Here is a 20640-nt window from a genome sequence, read left to right as displayed (position 1 = left end):
GGCGTCCTTGCGGAAGCTTCGGCTAGCCGCCGATTACGGACGCAAGCCCGCCAGCCATTCGCCAATCATCGCACGGCCAGCGGCGACTGCGCCGGGGCCGTGGGCGTCATGATCCTTCCGCAACATGTTCGGACATTGGGTCGCGATGTCGAGGTCGGCCCAGAAATGCGTCAGCCAATCCTCGAAGCGGGGGTCTTCGCCCATCTCGGCGTGGAATTGTAACGCCAGCACATTGGGGCCGCGCCGGAACGCCTGATGCTGATAATGCGCCGTGGATGCCAGTAGCTCGACACTAGCAGGCAGGTCGAACGTATCGCTGTGCCAATGGAGCACAGGCACTTCGGCAAGATGGCGCAGCGGAGAATCCAAGCCCGCCCGGAGTATCTCCACTGGCGCAAATCCCAATTCGAACGTCGGTCCGGCATAGACCCGCGCACCCAAGGCAGCGGCGATCATCTGGCTGCCGAGGCATACGCCCAATGTGGGCCTGTCCTTCTCCAGCCGCGCAGCCAGCTTCTCTATCTGAAGCGGAATCCAGGGGTGGATGTCCGCTTCATACACGCCCATCGGGCCGCCCATCATGATGAGAAGGTCGGGTGCGCAGAGATCGACAGCCTCGAAAGCCGGGTCGGCGACGTCGATGCGCTCAATCCGGAATCCTGCGGCTTCTATTGGCGCGAGGAATCCGGCCGCACCTTCGCGGGGGACATGTCTTACGATCAGGGCTGTCTTGCTCACCCCTTCGATTAGGGAAATGCACCGGCCCTTGTCGATTGGTAAAATCTTTGCGCCGGGCAAGCCGCCTTTGCAGGGCACAAAAAAAGCCCCCATCCCGAAGAATGAGGGCCTTTTGTCTCTAATTCCGGCTTACCTTAGGCGGCGAGCTTACGCAGCACGTAGGGCAGGATGCCGCCGTTAAGGAAATATTCCAGTTCGTTCACGGTATCGATGCGGCACAGCGCGTCGAAGCTGAAGGTCGAACCATCCGCCCGCGTGACTTGCACCGACACCATCTGGCGCGGCTTGAGACCGGCGACGCCCGTGATGGTAAAGGTTTCATCGCCCGTGAGACCGAGCGTTTCGCGGCTCTGCCCTTCGGCGAACTGTAGCGGAAGTACGCCCATGCCGACGAGGTTCGAACGGTGAATACGCTCGAAGCTTTCGGTTATGACGACGCGCACGCCGAGAAGGTTGGTGCCCTTTGCCGCCCAGTCGCGCGACGATCCGGTGCCATACTCCTTGCCCGCGATCACGACCAGCGGCGTGCCGTCGGCCTTGTGGCGCATCGCCGCGTCATAGATCGGCATCACTTCGCCGTTGTAGCGCGTCATGCCGCCCTCGACGCCGTCCAGCATCTGGTTCTTGATGCGGATGTTGGCGAAGGTGCCGCGCATCATCACTTCATGATGACCACGACGCGCGCCGTAGCTGTTGAAGTCGGCCTGTGCGACCTGATGCTCCTGCAACCAGACACCAGCAGGCGACGACGCCTTGATGTTGCCCGCTGGTGAAATGTGGTCGGTGGTGATGGAGTCGCCGAAGATAGCCAGCGGCTTTGCGTCGATGATGTCGGCCACCGGTGCGGGCGTCATGCCCATGCCCTCGAAATAGGGTGGGTTGGCGACATAGGTCGAACCCGCACGCCATGTGTAGGTGTCCGAACCCGTGACGTCGATCGCCTGCCACTTGGCGTCACCGGTGAAGACCGACGCATAGCGGCTCTGGAACATGTCACGCGTCAGCGCGCCGTCCATGACGGAGCGGATTTCATCGTTGCTGGGCCAGATGTCCTTCAAATAGACATCCTCGCCATCGCAGCCCACGCCGATCGGTGTCGCCACGAAATCAGTGGTGACCGAACCTTTCAGTGCATAGGCGACAACCAGCGGTGGTGAGGCGAGGAAGTTCGCACGAACGTCGGCTGAGACGCGGCCTTCGAAGTTGCGGTTGCCCGAGAGGACCGAAGCCGCAACGATATCGTTGTTGTTGATGGCGGCACTGATCGGCGGCGCCAGCGGACCGGAGTTGCCGATGCAGGTGGTGCAGCCATAGCCCACAAGGTTGAAGCCGATGGCGTCCAGATATTGAGTGAGACCCGCCTTGTTCAGATAGTCGGTGACGACTTGCGAACCCGGCGCGAGCGACGTCTTCACCCAAGGCTTGGGCTTCAGGCCCTTCTCGAACGCCTTTTTGGCAACAAGACCGGCAGCCACGAGCACCGAGGGATTAGACGTATTGGTGCAGGAGGTTATCGCGGCGATCACAACATCGCCGTCGCCGATACCATGGTCCTTGCCTTCAACGTCGACACGCGCAGGCGCGGTCTTCTTGTAGATCTTTTCTAGGTCCGCGTTGAACACGTCATCGACTTTGCTCAGGATCACCTTGTCCTGCGGGCGCTTGGGACCGGCAAGCGAGGGTTCTACCGTACCCATGTCGAGTTCCAGTGTGTCAGTGAAGACCGGCTCCGCATCGGAGATGTTCAGCCAGAAACCCTGTTCCTTGGCATAAGCCTCGACAAGCGCGATGTTCTCTTCGCTACGGCCGGTAAGACGCATGTAGTCGAGTGTCTTGCCGTCGATCGGGAAGAAGCCACAGGTCGCGCCATATTCCGGTGCCATGTTCGCGATAGTTGCGCGATCGGCCAGCGATAGCGCGGAAACACCGGGGCCGTAGAACTCTACGAAGCGACCGACGACGCCCTTCGCACGCAGCAACTGTGTCACCGTGAGTACGAGGTCGGTCGCCGTAATGCCTTCCGCGAGCGTGCCGGTCAGCTTGAAACCGACGACTTCGGGGATCAGCATCGACACGGGCTGACCCAGCATCGCAGCCTCCGCTTCGATGCCGCCCACACCCCAGCCAAGGACGCCAAGGCCGTTCACCATCGTGGTGTGGCTATCGGTGCCCACGCATGTATCGGGATAGGCGACGGTCACGCCATCGGGACCAACCGACGACCAGACGGCCTGCGCGATGTTCTCCAGGTTCACCTGATGGCAGATGCCGGTGCCCGGAGGCACGACCTTGAAATTGTCGAGCGCCTTGGAACCCCATTTGAGGAACTCATAGCGTTCTGCGTTGCGCTGATATTCCAGCTCGACGTTATCTTCGAAGGCCTTGGGTGTGCCGAACTCGTCGACCATGACGGAGTGGTCGATGACGAGATGCACGGGAACCAGCGGATTGATCTTGGTGGCATCGGCGCCGAGCGCATTCATCGCGTCGCGCATTGCGGCGAGATCGACGACGCACGGAACGCCGGTAAAATCCTGCATCAGCACGCGCGCTGGGCGATACTGGATTTCACGAACCGATTTCCGCTCTTTCTGCCAGTCGACGATCGCCTGGATATCCTCCACCGTGACCGTCACGCCATCTTCGAAACGGAGCAGGTTCTCCAGCAACACCTTCATGCTGAAGGGGAGCCGCGACACGTCGCCAAGCTTCGCGGCTGCCTTTTTCAGGCTGTAGATGGCGACATCCTTGCCCCCGACGCTAAGCGTCTCACGGGTGCCGAGTGTGTCCTGTCCGATGGCTGTCATAGGTCGTGCGTCTCCGTCGCAAAAGCTTGCGGCCGCGCGGATGGGGAGGATACGACAGCACGGCCAAATCGGCGGAGCGTCTTGCGAAGGGCGCCCTCGACCCTGGCCGCACCATGCATCAACCGGCGGTCAAAGCGGGTGAATCCCGGTGCGCCTGCGCCATAGCGCATAGAGGCCGCGAGTCAACGGCCCGCTGCTAATCGGCGGCTAATAACATGTGTGGTCGCGGTCGCAGGATAGCGGCTCATAATGCATATGATGAAACAACTGGTCGTGCACAGGAAACAATTCACCCCCTGCACGTTAACACCTGGATATACACGCAGGGAGGCCCGTTATGGATATGTTGAGCGGATCTTTTTCAAGACGTGCGGCGAGCGCCCCTCACCGGCCCCTGATCGCGAAGTCGGCTCTGCTCTATCGTGACGACATGGCGAATGCCTGTCCCGGTTGCGGGAAAAGCCACTGGCTTGTGGGTCGCGTCATGGCCCAATGCGCTTTTTGCGAGACGGCCTTGCCGCTCGCGCACGGGTGGCGCTTTCAGGGCCTGACCTAGCCTACGGTCTCGTCCAGCAGTTTCTTCGCCTCCGCGCCCTGCCAGTCCATCGCGCCGATGACGCGCGCAACCTCCTTGCCCTCCGCATTGTAGAGGATGCTCGTCGGCAATAAGCCTGTCGCATAGTGGAAGCCGAACTGGTTTTCTGGGTCGAGCCACGCTTTCAAATGCTTGAATTTGCGTTTGGCGAAGAAGGGATCGACGCGTTCTGCCCCTTGGCTGTCCTGCGATATCGTCAGAACCTGTAGGCCCTTGCGCGCATAGCTTGCCGCGACGGCATCCAGAGTCGGCATTTCGGCTACGCAGGGCGTACACCATGTCGCCCACAGGTTCACCAACAGCGGCTTGCCCGCGAAATCCTGCAGCGTTGCGTCGTCGCCTCCCGGCCCGGCAAAAGTGAAGGTCGGCGCGGGCGTTCCCGCCTTGCTGCGGTCGAGCGTGAACTTGAAGGCTTTGTCCTCATCCGCCGCACCGCTGCTCGGCACTTCATCTGGCGTCACGGATGCAGTCCTATTCGTTGAGGCGCTATTACCGGCAGCGGCTTGCCCGGACGCCGGGGATTGCCTATCGCAAGCGCCGAGAACGCCGGTCATCAGGAGCAAGGCCATTACGGATCGCAAGGAAGTCTCCAATAGCATGTGGGGTGGGCGTTTTGCCGCCGGCCCGGCTTCAGTCATGCGCGAGATAAACGCCTCCATCCCCTTCGACAAGCGATTGTGGCGGCAGGACATCGCCGGGTCGAAAGCCCATGTGGCGATGCTAGGGCAGCAAGGTATCGTCTCGGGCGAAGACGCGGCGGCGATCAGCGCCGGGCTGGACGCGGTTGCGGCGGAATATGCCGCCAATGGCGTTCCGGTGAATCTTGATCTCGAAGACATCCACATGGTCACGGAATCGCGGCTGGCAGAGTTGATCGGGCCGGTCGCGGGACGGCTGCACACCGCCCGATCGCGCAACGATCAGGTGGCGACGGACTTCCGCCTTTGGGTCCGCGATGCCATCGACGAAGTGGCGGCGGGGCTTTTCGCCTTGCAAGCAGTGCTGCTGCTGCGGGCCGAGGAGCATGCCGACACAGTAATGCCAGGCTTCACCCATCTGCAATCGGCACAGCCGGTGACGCTGGGGCATCACCTGATGGCATACCATGCGATGATCGGGCGGGATCGGTCACGCTTTGCCGATGCGCGGGTGCGGATGAACGAATGTCCGCTTGGTGCGGCGGCGTTGGCGGGCACGGGCTTCCCGATCGACCGGCATGCAACTGCCGCTGCGCTTGGCTTCGACCGTGCGACGGCTAACAGCCTCGACAGCGTGTCCGACCGCGACTTCGCGCTCGATTATCTGATGGCGGCGACGCAATGCAGCCTGCATCTGTCGCGGCTCGCCGAGGAGTTCGTCATCTGGGCAAGCCAGCCCTTCGGTTTCGTGAAACTGCCGGACGCCTACTCGACCGGCAGTTCGATCATGCCGCAGAAGCGCAATCCTGACGCTGCGGAACTGGTGCGCGGGCACGCGGGAAGGATTGCCGGGTGCATGACGGCACTCACAATTACGATGAAGGGCCTGCCGCTCGCCTATTCCAAGGACATGCAAGACGACAAGCCGCCGGTGTTCGAGGCGCATGACTTGCTGGGTCTGTCTATCGCGGCGATGTCCGGCATGATCGAGACAGTGACGTTCCGGACAGAGCGGATGCGGGCGTTGGCGGAGAGCGGGTACGCCACCGCCACCGATCTGGCAGACTGGCTGGTGCGTGAAGCGAATGTCCCGTTCCGCGAGGCGCATCATATCACTGGCCACGCGGTCAAGCTGGCCGAAGATCGCGGCGTCCAGCTTGCGGAACTGCCGCTTGCCGATTTGCAGGCGATCGATGCGCGGATCGACGAAAGCCTGTATGGCGTGCTGACGGTCGATGCGTCGGTCGCCAGCCGGCGCAGCTATGGCGGCACGGCGCCCGGACAGGTGCGCGCCCGCATTGCCGAAGCGCGGACGAAGGAAAGCAGCATATGAAATTGAGGCTCGCAACCGGCATTGCACTTCTCATGGGGCTTGCTGCCTGTGGTGGCAGGCAGGCATTGAAGCCTGTTGACGGCATGGCGGCGGTTCCCACAGCGCGAGGCGCGAGTGCGCCGCAGACGCCGCAGGAGCTGATGACGCCCTCCCCCCAGTCCCGGCCTGAGCGCAATGCCGAATTGCTGACGCAGTCGAAAGAACGGCAGGACGATCCGTTCGACTTGCCGCCCCGCGCCAACTAAGCGAGTTTTCATGGATCATTTCGAATATCGTGACGGCGTCATGCACGTCGAACAGGTGCCGATGGCGGAAATCGCCGACGCGGTCGGCACCCCGGTCTATGTCTATTCGACGGCGACTCTGACGCGTCATGTCGGCGTATTTCGTGAGGCGCTGAGCGCGCTCGACAATCCGCTGATCGCCTTCGCCGTCAAGGCGAACCCGAATGGAGCGGTGCTGGCGACTCTCGCAAAGCTCGGCCTTGGCGCGGATGTCGTTTCTGGCGGAGAGCTGTTGCGCGCCCTGGCGGCTGGCATACCGGCGGACCGCATCGTGTTTTCCGGCGTGGGCAAGACCGACGAGGAAATGCGGCTGGCGCTCGACAATGGCATCTTTCAGTTCAATCTGGAGAGCGAACCTGAGGCGGAAATGCTCAATCAGGTTGCGGTGGAAGCGGGCAAGGTGGCGCGCATCGCCTATCGCATTAATCCCGATGTCGACGCAGGCACGCATGCCAAGATATCCACGGGCAAGTCCGACAACAAGTTCGGCATTCCCTATGATCGCGCTCTCGCCGCCTATGACCGGGCAGCCCAATTGCCGGGGCTCGATGTGCAGGGGGTGGCGGTTCACATCGGCAGCCAGTTGACAGATCTCGCCCCGCTCGAAGCGGCCTTCGTCAAGGTCGGTGCATTGATCGAGGCGCTGATTGACGAGGGGCACACCATCCGCACCGCCGACCTTGGCGGCGGTTTGGGCGTGCCCTATGACCCTGCCCTGCCCATACCTCCAAGCCCCGCCGCTTATGGCGCGATGGTGACGCGGGTGACGCAGGATTGGAACGTGCGCCTGATGTTCGAACCGGGCCGCGTGATCGTCGGCAATGCAGGGGCATTGGTCTCCCGCGTGGTTCGCGTGAAGCAGGGCGCGGCGCAGCCGTTCGTCATTGTCGATGCGGCGATGAACGACCTATTACGCCCCAGCCTTTACGATGCGTGGCATGACATCCGGGCCGTGAACAAGACAGAGAAGTCGACGGTAGCGAACATAGTCGGACCCATTTGCGAAAGTGGCGATACCTTCGCGACGAACCGCGAAATGCAGCAGGTTCAGGCAGGCGATCTGGTGGCCTTCATGACGGCCGGAGCCTATGGCGCAACGATGGCGAGCACGTACAACAGCCGCGCCTTGACGCCTGAAGTGCTGGTTTCGGGCAATAAATGGGCGGTGGTTCGCCCGCGTCCGCCGATCCAATCGCTGATCGACGGCGACATCATTCCCGCCTGGGTGGCGTAGAGCACCGTGCACAGCCTGCCGCTGTTTGTCCGACTGGCGGGGCGGCCGGTTATATTGCTGGGCGATGGCGAAGCGGCCGATGCAAAACGCCGCCTGCTTGAGCGCGCCGACGCGCTCATTGTGGGCGAAGACGCGCAAGCCGCGCTTGCTATCGTGGCGACTGAAGATGATGCTGAAGCTGAGGCTCAAATCGCACGTTTGAAGGCGCGGGGCGTGCTGGTGAATGCCGTGGATCGGCCGGTGCTGTGCGACTTCACGCTGCCTGCCATTGTCGATCGCGATCCGGTGCTGATTGCCGTCGGAACGGGCGGTGCGTCGGCGGGATTGGCGAAGGCGGTGCGGCAGCGGATCGAGGCGCTGCTGCCGCCAAATCTGGGGCATCTGGCGCGGGCGTTGGAAATAGCGCGTTCGGCCATGAAAGCACGCTGGCCGTTGCCTGCGCAGCGGCGCAGGGCTCTGGACGCGGCATTGGCGGCGGGAGGGGCGCTCGACCCGCTGGCGGCACATGGCGAAGGCGCGGTAGAGCGCTGGCTTAAAGCCGCAGAGGAGCCGGTGGCGAACCGGATTGTCGCGATCACCCTGGTTTCGGGAAATCCCGACGACATGACCTTGCGCACTGCCCGCCTGCTGGGTGAAGCGGATCGCATATTCCATGCGGGCGATGTGCCAGCCGCTATTCTCGATCGTGCACGGGCAGATGCGCAGCGCATCATCGCGGACGCCCTGCCAACCGAACCGGGACCGGGGCTGTCGCTCTGGCTGGAGATGAACCGGGACTAGATGGACTAGGACTAGGCGCGGGCTGCGTTTAGCGAATCGAGCGTCAACTTCAGCGTCAGGATCGAATCGGCATAACGACCCCGATCGGCGGAAAGCTCGGCAATCTGGCTGCGCGCTTCGCCCAGTTCGACGGCGCGGAGCGCGACGCGTGCGTCGAGTTGCGCGTTCTGCCTTTTAAGATCGGCAACACAGCGCGCGCGAGACACGATGTGGCGGATACGGGCATCCAGCACGTCGAAGTCGAAGGGTTTGACGATGGTGTCGTCGGCACCAGCATCCAGCGCCTCGATCATCGCCGCGGAATCGGCGCGACCGATGATGAGCAGCACGCCCGCGTACTCCATGAGGCCCGAGGCCTGCATCTTCCGCAGAGTCGCGATGCCAGCCGTTGCGATGCTCGCATCGATGAGGACAAGGTCGAAGTGCTGTTCCGACAGCAGGGACATAGCCGATGGCCCACCTTCCGCCAGCGCGACGTCATAGCCCATGTGCGACAGGCGGCGCCCGATGATGGAGCGCGTATCGGCATTCTCCTCCACAACCAGAAGCCGCAGGCGTCTCGTCACGGCGTTTGCCACGGCACCCTTAAGGAACAGTTTGCGCAACAGGTCAGACATAGGGAACCTTCCGAAACTTCGGTGCCCAATGCCTAGACAGTGAAATCCGAAGAAATGGTTAACTCGCCGTCAACCACATCCGGGTCTCAGCCTTCACGGATAGCATTTGCCGCCATGGCCTCGCGCAGGTAGTCGTCCACGCGGCGGCGGCCATCGGGACCGTGCGTCACGACGACACTATCGCAAATCGCCACGCATTCGCCATTTTGAAAGGCGGCCGAGACGACTTGCCAACTGGTGTTGCCGACATGCCCGATCGCACAACCCATTGTGATCTCATCAGGATAATGCGCTTCCTGAAGGTATTCGAGATGCACCGAAGCGACGAGCCAGCGGACGCCCTGATCCTGCGGATGGCGGCCAAGATGGCGGTGAAAGCGCACGCGAGCAGTTTCGAATATCCCCGCCATGGCGACATTGTTGATGTGGCCCATGATGTCGAGATCGCGGAAGCGGGTGTCGGTGGATGTAACGAAAGGATAGCGATCGAGTTCGAGGCGCCAGGATTCGGGCTTGGCCATGTCTGCCTTTCGCAATTCAGGGCAGGAACGCCCCGATGGTCGAGATGTTACCTTGCTTAGCCACAGCCATACAATATGCAATTATGTGCGCGCTTTAGGCCGTCGGATATTGGAGAGTGCAGCCTTTATGACACAATCGGGATCATGTTCGCCCATCGTAGCGCTCAAGGCTGACGCGATGCTGGGAGAAGGCCCGCGCTGGCACGCCGGGGAGTCACTGTTGTACTGGGTGGACATTGCCGCCAATGCGCTGCACCGGTTCGACCCTGTAAGCCGGATCAATGAATCCCGCATTTTTGCTGCCCCCGTCGGGTGTTTTGCGTTCCGGCGATCGGGCGGTTTGCTGCTCGCCATGAAGGATGGGTTTGCGATACTGAGCGACTGGGACGCCACGCCGGTCCCTTTCGGGGAACAGCTTCTTACAGGGCGTACGGACATTCGCTTCAATGACGGACGGACCGATCCGGCGGGCAGGTTCTGGGCCGGGACGGTGAACACGGCGAAGTCCGCGCAGGATGCGGCGCTGTACCGGCTGGATCAGGATGGCCGCATCATCGAAGTCGAGGGCGGTATGCTGACGTGTAACGGCGCGGCGTTCGATGCGGCGGGGCGGCGCTTCTATCATGCCGACACGCCGAGCCATGCGTTGCGCGGCTATGACTATGATCTTGAAAGCGGTACGCTGTCCGGGCGGCGCATCCTTCATCAATTCCCGTTTGGCACAGGACGCCCTGACGGCGGTTCGGTGGATGAAGAGGGATGTTATTGGACCGCGTTGTTCGACGGGGGGCGCGTGGCGCGTTTGTCGCCCGACGGCGAAGTCCTGATGGAAGTGCCCCTGCCCGTCACGCGTCCGACGATGATCGCCTTCGGCGGTGCTGCTCGGCGGACCGCGTATGTGACGACGGCGCGCACCGGCCTTGCCGACGATCAGTTGGCGGAGCAGCCGCTGGCGGGGGCGTTATTCAGCTTTCAGGTGGACGTGCCAGGGTTGCCCGAATGGGAGTTCGGCGGCTGAAGCGCTACCCCAAAGCGTCGTCGAGAAGCCGGGCGAGGCGAAGACCGCCCCGTTCCACTTGAAGGCGCACCACCGGGACAAGCGTTTCTATCTGCGCTTCAGTCAGCTTGCCGCGCACGCTGGAGGGCGGGCCACAGGGTGCGGCGTTCCGAACGGGCGCATAGGCCATGTCGCGGCTGATCTGCCAGTTTTCGCGGCTCCAGTCTTCGGTGGTTCCGGCGCTCATGACCGCACGGTCGGCTTGGCTATAGCTATGGATGAGCGAAGGGGCCTGTGAAATGCTGCGCTCCGACAGGTAGCCATCCCAGATACTGTGCAGGTTGAGCCGTGAATTAGTAACGATGCCATAGTCCGTCTTCACCTGATTGCCACCAAGATCGGCATTGTCCCCCGCGTGCAGCGGCTGATGCAAATCGCCGACGAAATGGACCAGGAAGGCAAGCGCCATCAGCCGCTCCCTTGACGGAAGCGCCTTGTCCTTAAGCAATCGGGCGTTGCGGTCGATCTGTGCGGAGACGCAGTTGCCGTCCGGGCAGGCCGCCTTCACGTCGAACGGCTTGCAGATGTTCACGTTCTGATAGTGCCAGTTATAGGCGTAGCTGAACCGGTCGCCCAAATTCTTGATGCAATCGGCCCATACGCTTGCCTGTTCGATCGTGCGCAACGGGCACGTCGGCGTCGCAAGCTCCGGCCCGTGACGAAGGAGCGACGCGATGGCTTGGCGTGTGTGCGGCGCGACGTTGGCTTTCGCGATGCTCGCGATCGTCTCATGGCCATATTCCCACCAGGCGAATGCGGGTGTCGGTATGAGGGTAAAGAGGATGGCAAGCAGCCCGATCAGGCGAGTGCGCATCAGCCTTCGTCTCCGTAGATGGCAATGCGACGCGCGCCGTCTGCGCTGGCCGACCCGCGATACATGGCGGGGGTATTGAAGAGCCACGCGTGCTGCCCGTCCGGCGCGCATAGAATGACGCCCCCGACGCCGCCCATTTCCGTCAGTTCGCTAAATACGGTTGCCGCCGCCTGCTCCAGCGCTTCCTTTTGGAGGCGAACGCGCGCCGCGATCTCGTGAGCGACGCCGATGCGGATGAAATATTCGCCCGCGCCTGTTGCGGACACTGCGCAGGCCCGATCGTCAGCATAGGTTCCTGCGCCGATCAGCGGCGTGTCGCCGATGCGGCCCCAGCGTTTTCCCGTGAGGCCGCCCGTTGAGGTTGCCGCAGCGACATGGCCTTGTGCGTCGGTGGCCACTGCGCCCACCGTGCCGTACTTCATGTCGATGTCAAAATGACCTGAGCGACGATTTTTCAGTTCCTCCAACTGGCGCAGCCGTTCCGGCGTCGCGAACCAGGCGGGGTCGACCTGCTCCAGGTGCTGTTCGACGGAAAAAGCATCGGCCCCCTCCCCGCTCAGCAGCACATGCGGACTGGCCGTCATGACCGCACGGGCCAGAGTCACCGGATTGCGCGTGCGAGTCGACTGAGCAACGGACCCGGCAGCGCGAGTCGCGCCATCCATGATCGCCGCATCCATTTCGTTGCGGCCTTCGTAAGTGAAGACCGACCCTCGCCCGGCATTGAAGTGCGGATCGTCCTCCAGCACTTTGACCGCCGCCTCGACGGCATCAAGCGCGGAACCTCCCTGTTCGAGAATGGCAACACCTGCGTCCAGTGCCGCCGCCAGGCCTGCCCTAGCAATCGCATCCTCCGCGGCAGAGAGATTTTGGCGCGACATGCTGCCTGCGCCGCCGTGAATGGCGAGCGTCCATGTTCCAGGGACGTTGGCGGGCATGGCTGCGACTCCGTTGTTCGGAAATATCAAGAGGAAGACTGCCCTTTAGCGTGGCCCGAAAAATCATCAACGCATTGCCGTTCACGCCGCCTCCACATTCCGTAACGGCAACGTAAAAAAAGCTGAATTCCGGTGGTTCCAAAGGCTTGCGGTGCAACCGATAGCCTGCTCAGGGGTTCCGCGCTTCACGCCATAACGACAATAAGAGGTTCGCAAAACATGCTTTTCCGTCATTCCGCTGCGCTGCTCGCTTCCACCACCGCGATCGCGAGCGGCTTCCTGTTGGCTCCCGCCGCTCATGCGGGCGGCTTTTACCTTCAGGAGCAGTCTCCCAAGGAGACTGGCCGCGCGCTGTCCGGCGGCGCGGCGGCGGCCGACGATCCATCGGTCATCTTCTTCAATCCCGCCGCCATGACACAATTGTCCGGCATCCAGACGTCTGCAGGCGGCGTGTTGCTGTTCGCTAAGGCAAAGCAGAGCAATCGCGGATCGACGCGCACCGTGCCGACGCTTGCCACGCCGGTGCCGGTGACTGGCGGAGACGGCGGCAATCCTTTTGAAAGCGTGATTCCGATCCCCAGCTTCTATGCGTCGGGGCAGGTCACGGACAAGCTGTGGGTCGGCCTGGGCGTCAATGCGCCATTCGGACTGAAGCTTGATTACGATGCTGGCTTCTTTGGGCGATATGATTCGCTCTATACCAACCTTAAGACGTATAATATTCAGCCGAGCGCCGCGTATAAGCTGACCGACAATCTGTCGATCGGCGGCGGGGTGGATGTGCAGTACATCAAGGTGACGCTGACCAATGCCCTACCGAACCTGTCGCCGTTACAGCCGGATGGTTTCGCGCGGGTAAGTGGCGATGATTGGTCGGTCGGCTGGAATGCCGGCATCTTCTACACGACCGGCAACACGAACTTCGGCCTGCATTACCGTTCGAAGATCGAGCATAATCTGAATGGCAGCTATGCCGTGTCCGGATTGCAGGGGCCGCTGGCGGCGGGGAATGTGACGCTCGACGCGACCGCGCCGGTCGACCTGCCCGATATCGTCACCGCCAGTGTCGCGCATAAGCTGACGCCGCAGGATCGCGTGATGTTCACAGCGCGCTGGTATAATTGGTCGGTGTTCAAGAATATCACCATCCGGCCCGTGGGTGCAGCGACGTCGGTGAAGGAACTGAACTATAAGGACAGTTTCAGCGTCGCCCTGGGCGGCGAGCATGATCTCAATGAGAAGCTGACGCTGCGTGCGGGCGCGATGTACGACAAGACGCCGACGAACGAAGAATTTCTGACAACGCGCGTGCCCGATGGCGATCGGTATTGGCTGACGGCAGGCGCGACCTACAACTTCTCGCCCGCGCTGGCGCTGAACCTCTCCTATGCGCATACCTTCGTCGAGAAGGCGAATATCGTGCGGCCGGACGTCTATTACGCAGGCAGCCCGGCGGCGGTGACGGCCACCACCGTGGCGCGCACCAGCGGCAACGCGGATCAGATCGCAGCGTCCTTCACGGCCCGCTTCTAAACGGCTATAGGGGCTCCAACCAATGGAGCCCCTTCATGTCAGAGCATAACCCCGGCCTGCGTCCGTGGCGCGATATCGCGCGGCGCGAATGCCGTCAGATCATGGTCGGCAACGTGCCGGTGGGCGGCGGCGCGCCGATCACCGTGCAGACGATGACGAACACGCCGACGTCCGATCCGCGTGCGACGATCGACCAGATTCGCCGCTGCGAGGAAGTGGGTGTGGATATTATCCGGGTGTCGTGCCCCGATAAGGAATCGACGGCGGCGCTGAAGCAGATCGTGCGGGCGGCGCGGGTGCCGATCGTCGCGGACATTCATTTCCACTACAAGCATGCGCTGGAAGCCGCCGATGCGGGCGCGGCGTGCCTGCGCATCAATCCGGGCAATATCGGATCGGCAGCGCGGGTCAAGGAAGTGGTGGAAGCGGCGAAAGCCAATGGCTGCGCGATTCGTATCGGCGTCAACGCCGGATCACTGGAACGCGACCTGCTGGAGAAATATGGCGAGCCCTGCCCAGAGGCGCTCGTCGAAAGCGCGCTCGATCACATCAAGTTGCTCCAGGATCAGGATTTCCACGAGTATAAGGTCGCGGTGAAGGCCAGCGACGTGTTCCTGGCGGTCGCCGCCTATATGCAACTCGCCGAAACGGTCGATTGCCCACTGCATCTGGGCATCACCGAAGCGGGTGGGCTGATCGGCGGCACGGTCAAGAGCGCGATCGGCATGGGCAATCTGCTGTGGGCGGGAATCGGCGACACCATCCGCGTGTCGCTCTCCGCCGAACCCGAAGAAGAAGTCCGCGTCGGCTATGAGATGCTGAAATCGCTTGGCATCCGGACGCGCGGCGTGCGCGTAGTGTCCTGCCCCAGTTGCGCGCGGCAGGGCTTCGACGTGATCCGCACGGTACAGGCGCTGGAGGAACGGCTGGCGCATATCTCGACGCCGCTGTCTCTGTCGGTGCTGGGCTGTGTGGTGAACGGCCCCGGCGAGGCGCGCGAGACCGACATCGGCATTACCGGCGGCGGTGCGGGCAAGCACATGGTCTATCTGTCGGGCGTTACCGACCATCATGTGCAGGACGCGGACATGATCGAGCATATTGTGAAACTCGTTGAGGCAAAGGCCGCCGAGATCGAGGCCTTCACTACCGATGCGGGAGCGGCGGACAGCGTGGCGGCGGAATAAGCCTGCACCGCTTCGATCCTTCATCCTGACATGAATAGCCGCCCTGTCCCGCTGGCCCTGGCCTTCGGCGCGTGCTGCGTCGGCGTGGCGCTGTTTTCGGTGATGGACGCAGTGATGAAGGGGCTCAGCCTTGCCATCGGCGTGTATAATGCGCTGCTCTGGCGGGCGCTGGCCGGGACAGTGATCGGGATTGTCGGCATGGTGGTGCTCAGCAATCCCTGGCCCGTGCGGGAGGTGCTGAAAATCCACATGCTCAGGGGCAGCGTAGTGGCCGTCATGGCGCTATTCTTCTTCTACGGCATCAAGATATTGCCGTTGGCCGAGGCGATCGGGCTGTCCTTCATCGCGCCGCTGATCGCGCTGTATCTGGCCGCGCTGATCCTGAAAGAACGGATCGGGCGCAACGCCATAGCGGCATCGGTGCTGGGTCTGATCGGGGTCGGGGTGATCCTGTCGGGGCGGTTGCGGGGCGACTATGATCCGCAGGCGGTGCTTGGCGCAGGCGCGGTGCTGTTCTCGGCCGTGTTGTTCGCGTGGAACCTGATCCTCCAGAAACAGCAGGCGGGAGTCGCATCGCCGGTCGAAGTCGCGTTCTTTCAGCATCTCGTAATGCTCATCGTCTTCGGGGCGTTCTCTCCACTGCTGGCGGTGGTGCCGACGGCAAACCATCTGCCGATGATCCTGGGCGCAGCAGCCCTCGCCTTTGCCTCGCTGATGTTCATGAGTTGGGGCTATGCGCGGGCCGAAGCACAGAAGCTCATTCCGGTGGAATATAGCGCCTTTGTGTGGGCGGCGATCATGGGTTGGCTGTTCTTTGCCGAGCGGCTGACGATCACCACGCTTGCCGGGACAGTGCTGATCGTTACGGGATGCCTGATCGCGGCGCGGCGCGATCCGCAGATTACCGCGCATGTCGAAGGGAGCGCCAGTTGACCGTCACGATCCGCAATGCCGAACCGCAGGATATCGGCCTGATTCACAGCTTCATTCTGGCACTGGCGGAATATGAGAAGCTCTTGCATGAGGTGCGCGCCGACCGGGATGTGCTGGCGCGGCATCTGTTCGGAGCCCGCCCGATGGCCGAGGTGCTGATTGCCGAACGAGACGGGACCGGCATCGGCTTCGCCCTGTTCTTCCACAATTTCTCGACGTTCGAGGGGCGGCCCGGCATCTATCTGGAAGACCTGTTCGTCACGCCGGACGCGCGTGGATCAGGCGCGGGCAAGGCGTTGCTGGCGGCCCTCGCGCGGCTGACGATCGAGCGGGATTGCGCGCGGCTGGAATGGTCGGTGCTCGACTGGAACGCGCCCGCCATCGATTTCTATCGGAGCATCGGGGCGAAACCCATGGAGGAGTGGACGATCCAGCGGATGGACGGCGATGCGCTCGTCGCACTTGCCGGTGCCTGACTATTGACGGGGAGTCGTGGTTAAGGGACAAGGGCGCGGGTAGAACATTTGAAGCACGAAGCGGGGATTAGAGTGGCTAGCCGGGCATCGAAGCGCACGCCGGAGTGGCGGCAAATGCTGAAGCGCAGCCTGATTCGCAGTGGCGCGATGATCGGGTCCATCGCGCTGTATCTGTTCAGCCTTTTCCTGCTGCTGGCACTGCTCAGCTATCATCCCAGCGATCCGTCGCTGAATACCGTCGCAGGCGGCTTTGCGCAGAACGTGATGCAGACGCCGGGCGCCTACACGTCCGACTTCCTTCTGTGGCTGCTGGGCGTGCCTGCCGCGCTGCTGCTGCCGCTGATTCTGGTATGCGCGCGACGCCTTTGGGGCGATCAGGACATGAGCGGATGGCAGGGGCAGGTCGGCAAGTGCGTGACCGGGATCGTGCTGATCGGCATCAGCCTGTCGCTGTTCCAGACGCAGCCGCTCGTCGCACTGCCCGCAGGTTGGGGTGGCATCGTTGGCATGCTGACCGCGCGTGGCGTATTGAGCCTGACCGCGATGGCGCCGGAAGCGGGGCAGAAGTGGATCGTCGGCATCCTCGTGATCGCGACGCTAATATCAGGGATTTGGCTCTGGTATCGCAGTCTGGCGCTTGAGAAGCCGCTGATCCACCTGACGCGCCCTACCCTGCCCCGCTTCAGCCTGCCCAAGCGTGCTGTGGCTATTCCGCAGGGCGATACGCTCGTCGAGGACCGTGAAATCACGCCGCGCAAGGCTGTGTCGAACGAACCGAAGCCTCCGATCAATATCCAGACGCCCAAACCCGCCGCCCCGCCCCGCCCCTTCGCACCGGTGTCGCGGCAGGACGATCTGTTCGGCGCGAGTTCGCTGCCGTCCACGGATCTCTTGACCGAAGCCGCGCCGAGTCAGGTCGTGAAGATCGATAAGGCGGCGCTGGAGCGCAATGCGCGGCTGCTGGAAAGCGTGCTCGACGACTTTCACGTGAAGGGCCACATCACCGAAGTGAAGCCCGGCCCGGTCGTCACCATGTATGAGCTGGAACCGGCGGCGGGCATCAAGGCGAGCCGTGTGGTGGCGCTGGCGGACGACATAGCGCGCAACATGTCGGCGCTGTCGGCGCGCGTCGCGACCATTCCGGGCCGGACGGTGATTGGCATCGAACTGCCCAACACCAAGCGCGAGTCGGTGGTGCTGCGCGAGTTGATCGAGAGCGAGCAGTTCGGCGACCAGCAGGCATCGCTGCCGATCGTGCTGGGCAAGAATATTTCGGGCGATGCAGTGATCGCTGACCTGGCACCCATGCCGCACTTGCTGATCGCGGGTACGACCGGCTCGGGCAAATCGGTCGGCCTCAACTGCATGATCCTGTCGCTGCTGTATCGGATGACTCCCGATTCGCTGCGGCTCATCATGATCGATCCGAAGATGCTGGAACTCTCAACTTATGACGATATTCCGCATCTGCTATCGCCGGTGGTCACCGAGCCGCAAAAGGCGATCCGCGCGCTGAAATGGGCTGTGGAGCAAATGGAGGACCGCTATCGGATGATGGCGTCGATCTCCGTGCGGAATTTGGCCAACTACAACGAGAAGGTGCGCGCAGCGAAGGCGAAGGGCAAGCCTTTGGGTCGTCGGGTTCAGACCGGCTATAACCCCGAGACCGGCCAGCCGATCTACGAGGAAGAGCAGCTTGATTTCCAGCCGCTGCCGCAGATCGTGGTGGTGGTCGACGAATTGGCCGACCTGATGATGACGGCGGGCAAGGAAGTCGAGTTCCTGATCCAGCGGCTGGCGCAGAAAGCGCGCGCGGCGGGTATCCACTTGATCCTCGCGACGCAGCGGCCTTCGGTCGACGTCATCACCGGCGTCATCAAGGCGAACCTGCCGACGCGCATCAGCTTCTTTGTGACGTCCAAGATCGACAGCCGCACTATCCTGGGCGAACAGGGGGCCGAGCAATTGCTGGGCAAGGGCGACATGCTCTACATGGCAGGCGGCAAGCAGTTGACGCGCGTGCATGGCCCGTTCGTCAGCGACGACGAAGTGCGCGCCGTTGCCGACCACTGGCGCGCGCAGGGCAAGCCCGACTATATCTCCGCCGTGACCGAAGAACCGGAAGAAGGCAGCTTCGCCCTCGATGGTGTCGATCTGGGTGATGATAGCCCGGATGCACAGCTGTATCGGAAAGCGTGCCAACTCGTTTTTGAGAACCAAAAGGCTTCGACAAGCTGGCTCCAGCGCCAGTTGCGCGTTGGCTACAACAGTGCCGCGCGATTGATCGAGCGGATGGAAGAGGAGGGCCTGGTCGGCGCGCCCAATCATGTCGGCCGTCGCGAAGTGCTGAGGGACGAGGCGGGCAATCCGCTTTAACCGAACAGGATGGGTTCACGGCGGGTTCAACGCGACCCTCTTACATCCACTGCATGATGCAAATGGAGATACAATCATGAAGCGCATAGCGCTTGCTCTTGCAGCCGCGCCGTTGGCGGTTGTCGCGGCTTTGCCCCTTACCCCGGCCGTCGCGCAGCAATCCGACCTTGCCAAGGTGAATGCCTATATTCGGGCGGTCACAACCATGACGGCGGATTTTTCGCAGACGGATCGCAATGGCCGCGTCGTTACCGGAGAACTTACGCTGAAACAGCCCGGCAAGATCCGGTTCCAGTATCAGAAAGGCGTGCCGCTGCTGATCGTAGGCGATGGCAAGGCACTGACGATGATCGATTACGAGGTGCGGCAGGTGCAGCGGTGGCCGATCGGCAGTTCGCCGCTCGGTGCGCTGCTCGATCCCAACAAGGATCTCTCGAAATTCGGGAAAGTCGTACAGACCGGCGATCCGACTGTGCTGAGCGTCGAAGCGCGCGACCCCAAGCGGCCGGAATTCGGCACCATTACGCTGGTGTTCAAGCGCAAGCCAACAGCTCCTGCCGGGCTGGAGCTATATGGCTGGGTGGCGCTGGATGCGCAGAGCAATCGTACCACTATCCGCCTCACCAATCATCGCTACGGAATGCCAATTGCCGACTCTGCTTTCCGGTGGACCGATCCTCGTCCACGGGGGCGGTCAGGCTGACGATCCGGGCGGTGCTTGCGACGAAAATCGTAAAATCGGTATTATTACAAAACTCGTTCATCTGCCGCTCATATGATGGCCTCTAAATAAAGACCTACGGCACGAGCAGCCCCCGGGATTTCCCCCCTGTTACCCCGGCTGCCGCTTGTGTCGCGAAGCGCATAATGGCGCGATCGAGACCCCCGTTCCATGCCCCCGGAGCGGGGGTCTTTCTTTGCCCGGCGACCATGCGCTCGCGACTTGCCCTTGACGCCTTTGGACCCTAGTGGATGTCGCATGAGTGAAACCGTCACTATTGCTTCCTGGAATATCAACTCCGTTCGCGCCCGCCTTGATATAGTTGAGCGTTTTCTGGCCGAAGAAGGGCCAGACATCCTCTGTTTGCAAGAGACGAAGGTCGTCAACGACACCTTCCCGGCAGGTCTGTTCCGGCAGTATGGATACAACCACCAGAAGCTGAACGGGCAACCAATGCATCATGGCGTCGCGATCGTCAGCCGCATTCCGATCCGCGAGGACGATCGGCTGGACTGGCAGGCGAATGGCGAGGCGCGGCATATCGGTGTGCGGCTGGACAATGGCGTACGGCTTGAGAATGTCTATGTGCCTGCGGGCGGCGAATTGCCGGACCGGACCGTCAATCCGAAGTTCGGGCAGAAACTCGATTTTCTGGAGCGGATGATCGAATGGTCGTCCGGGCTATCGGACAAGCCAACAATTCTGACGGGCGACTTCAACATCGCGCCGCTGGAATGCGATGTGTGGAGCCATAAGCAACTCATCAACACGGTCAGCCACACTGCAATAGAATGCGAAATCCTGGCGCGGTTGCAGGCGTCCCATGACTGGGTGGATCTAGGTCGCAAGTTTTTCCCGGCACCGGAACGGCTGTTCACATGGTGGAGCTATCGCGCGCGCGACTGGTCGGAAAGCGACCGGGGGCGCAGGCTCGATCATATGTGGGTGAGCCCGGCGCTGGCGGAGAAGGCGATCAGCCATCGCGTCGTCGAGCCGATCCGGGGTTGGGCGCGGCCATCCGACCACGTTCCGCTGATTACAGAGTTCTCGTTCTGAGG

At 62.2% G+C, this 20640-nt stretch carries 19 protein-coding genes; 12 read left to right on the top strand and 7 right to left on the bottom strand.

Going from position 1 to position 20640, the window contains the following annotated elements:
- Positions 1-33: 33 nt before the first annotated feature.
- The 3 genes from C1T17_RS01545 to C1T17_RS01530 all read right to left on the bottom strand — a co-directional run bounded on the left by C1T17_RS01545 (position 34) and on the right by C1T17_RS01530 (position 4709).
- On the bottom strand, positions 34-738 hold the full coding sequence (locus tag C1T17_RS01545; RefSeq protein WP_223262738.1) for a glutamine amidotransferase: 705 nt from the start codon (positions 736-738) through the stop codon (positions 34-36).
- 134 nt (positions 739-872) lie between these two features.
- Positions 873-3545, bottom strand: coding sequence for an aconitate hydratase AcnA (gene acnA, locus C1T17_RS01540; protein WP_104951897.1), 2673 nt, complete (start codon positions 3543-3545; stop codon positions 873-875).
- A gap of 552 nt (positions 3546-4097) precedes the next feature.
- Positions 4098-4709 (bottom strand): TlpA family protein disulfide reductase, encoded by a 612-nt coding sequence (locus tag C1T17_RS01530; protein ID WP_104951895.1) that lies wholly within the window; start codon positions 4707-4709, stop codon positions 4098-4100.
- A gap of 28 nt (positions 4710-4737) precedes the next feature.
- On the opposite strand from C1T17_RS01530, the gene argH reads away from it, so the two are divergent.
- The 4 genes from argH to C1T17_RS01510 are packed head-to-tail and all read left to right on the top strand — an operon-like array spanning position 4738 to position 8409.
- The gene (argH, locus tag C1T17_RS01525) at positions 4738-6111 is read left to right on the top strand and encodes an argininosuccinate lyase (RefSeq protein ID WP_104951894.1); all 1374 of its coding nucleotides are present in this window, start codon (positions 4738-4740) and stop codon (positions 6109-6111) included.
- Positions 6108-6356, top strand: coding sequence for a hypothetical protein (locus C1T17_RS01520; protein WP_104951893.1), 249 nt, complete (start codon positions 6108-6110; stop codon positions 6354-6356). Before argH ends, C1T17_RS01520 begins: the two co-directional genes overlap by 4 nt.
- 10 nt (positions 6357-6366) lie before the next feature.
- On the top strand, positions 6367-7629 hold the full coding sequence (gene lysA, locus C1T17_RS01515) for a diaminopimelate decarboxylase (RefSeq protein ID WP_104951892.1): 1263 nt from the start codon (positions 6367-6369) through the stop codon (positions 7627-7629).
- A 6-nt stretch (positions 7630-7635) separates the two neighbouring features.
- Positions 7636-8409: a bifunctional precorrin-2 dehydrogenase/sirohydrochlorin ferrochelatase gene (locus C1T17_RS01510; RefSeq protein ID WP_104951891.1), complete on the top strand. Its 774-nt coding sequence runs from the start codon at positions 7636-7638 to the stop codon at positions 8407-8409.
- A gap of 11 nt (positions 8410-8420) precedes the next feature.
- Here the strand turns inward: C1T17_RS01510 and C1T17_RS01505 are convergent, their stop codons facing one another.
- On the bottom strand, positions 8421-9026 hold the full coding sequence (locus tag C1T17_RS01505; protein WP_104951890.1) for a response regulator transcription factor: 606 nt from the start codon (positions 9024-9026) through the stop codon (positions 8421-8423).
- 86 nt (positions 9027-9112) lie between these two features.
- Complete coding sequence (locus C1T17_RS01500; protein ID WP_104951889.1) at positions 9113-9547, bottom strand: acyl-CoA thioesterase; 435 nt, start codon at positions 9545-9547, stop codon at positions 9113-9115.
- A 127-nt stretch (positions 9548-9674) separates the two neighbouring features.
- Between C1T17_RS01500 and C1T17_RS01495 the strand changes: the two genes are divergently transcribed.
- Positions 9675-10565 carry an SMP-30/gluconolactonase/LRE family protein gene (locus C1T17_RS01495; RefSeq protein WP_104951888.1) on the top strand — a complete coding sequence of 297 codons (891 nt, stop codon included), beginning with the start codon at positions 9675-9677 and terminating at the stop codon, positions 10563-10565.
- A gap of 4 nt (positions 10566-10569) precedes the next feature.
- Here C1T17_RS01495 and C1T17_RS01490 read toward each other — a convergent pair whose 3' ends face one another.
- Positions 10570-11418, bottom strand: a complete 849-nt coding sequence (locus tag C1T17_RS01490; protein ID WP_104951887.1) for a S1/P1 nuclease — start codon at positions 11416-11418, stop codon at positions 10570-10572.
- Complete coding sequence (locus C1T17_RS01485) at positions 11418-12356, bottom strand: isoaspartyl peptidase/L-asparaginase family protein (protein WP_104951886.1); 939 nt, start codon at positions 12354-12356, stop codon at positions 11418-11420. The genes C1T17_RS01490 and C1T17_RS01485 overlap by 1 nt, the downstream gene beginning before the upstream one ends.
- Before the next feature lie 219 nt (positions 12357-12575).
- Here C1T17_RS01485 and C1T17_RS01480 point away from each other — a divergent pair, with 219 nt between their 5' ends.
- The 7 genes from C1T17_RS01480 (at position 12576) to C1T17_RS01450 (ending at position 20638) form a co-directional block, all read left to right on the top strand.
- Complete coding sequence (locus C1T17_RS01480) at positions 12576-13889, top strand: OmpP1/FadL family transporter (protein WP_104951885.1); 1314 nt, start codon at positions 12576-12578, stop codon at positions 13887-13889.
- Between the two features lie 35 nt (positions 13890-13924).
- A complete protein-coding gene (gene ispG / locus C1T17_RS01475) occupies positions 13925-15076 on the top strand; it encodes a flavodoxin-dependent (E)-4-hydroxy-3-methylbut-2-enyl-diphosphate synthase (protein WP_104951884.1) in 1152 nt (383 codons plus the stop codon).
- Positions 15077-15106: 30 nt separating this feature from the next.
- Positions 15107-16009, top strand: a complete 903-nt coding sequence (locus C1T17_RS01470) for a DMT family transporter (RefSeq protein WP_104951883.1) — start codon at positions 15107-15109, stop codon at positions 16007-16009.
- Positions 16006-16485, top strand: coding sequence for a GNAT family N-acetyltransferase (locus C1T17_RS01465; RefSeq protein WP_104951882.1), 480 nt, complete (start codon positions 16006-16008; stop codon positions 16483-16485). The genes C1T17_RS01470 and C1T17_RS01465 overlap by 4 nt, the downstream gene beginning before the upstream one ends.
- Positions 16486-16599: 114 nt before the next feature.
- A complete protein-coding gene (locus C1T17_RS01460) occupies positions 16600-18861 on the top strand; it encodes an FtsK/SpoIIIE family DNA translocase (protein ID WP_104951881.1) in 2262 nt (753 codons plus the stop codon).
- A 76-nt stretch (positions 18862-18937) separates the two neighbouring features.
- Positions 18938-19564 (top strand): LolA family protein, encoded by a 627-nt coding sequence (locus C1T17_RS01455; RefSeq protein WP_104951880.1) that lies wholly within the window; start codon positions 18938-18940, stop codon positions 19562-19564.
- 276 nt (positions 19565-19840) lie between these two features.
- On the top strand, positions 19841-20638 hold the full coding sequence (locus tag C1T17_RS01450; protein ID WP_104951879.1) for an exodeoxyribonuclease III: 798 nt from the start codon (positions 19841-19843) through the stop codon (positions 20636-20638).
- The last annotated feature ends 2 nt before the right edge of the window (positions 20639-20640 follow it).

The sequence above is a fragment of the Sphingobium sp. SCG-1 genome (genome assembly GCF_002953135.1).
Lineage (GTDB): Bacteria > Pseudomonadota > Alphaproteobacteria > Sphingomonadales > Sphingomonadaceae > Sphingobium.
Note: the sequence above shows the minus strand (reverse complement) of the source record. Positions and strands in the feature narration are given on the sequence as shown.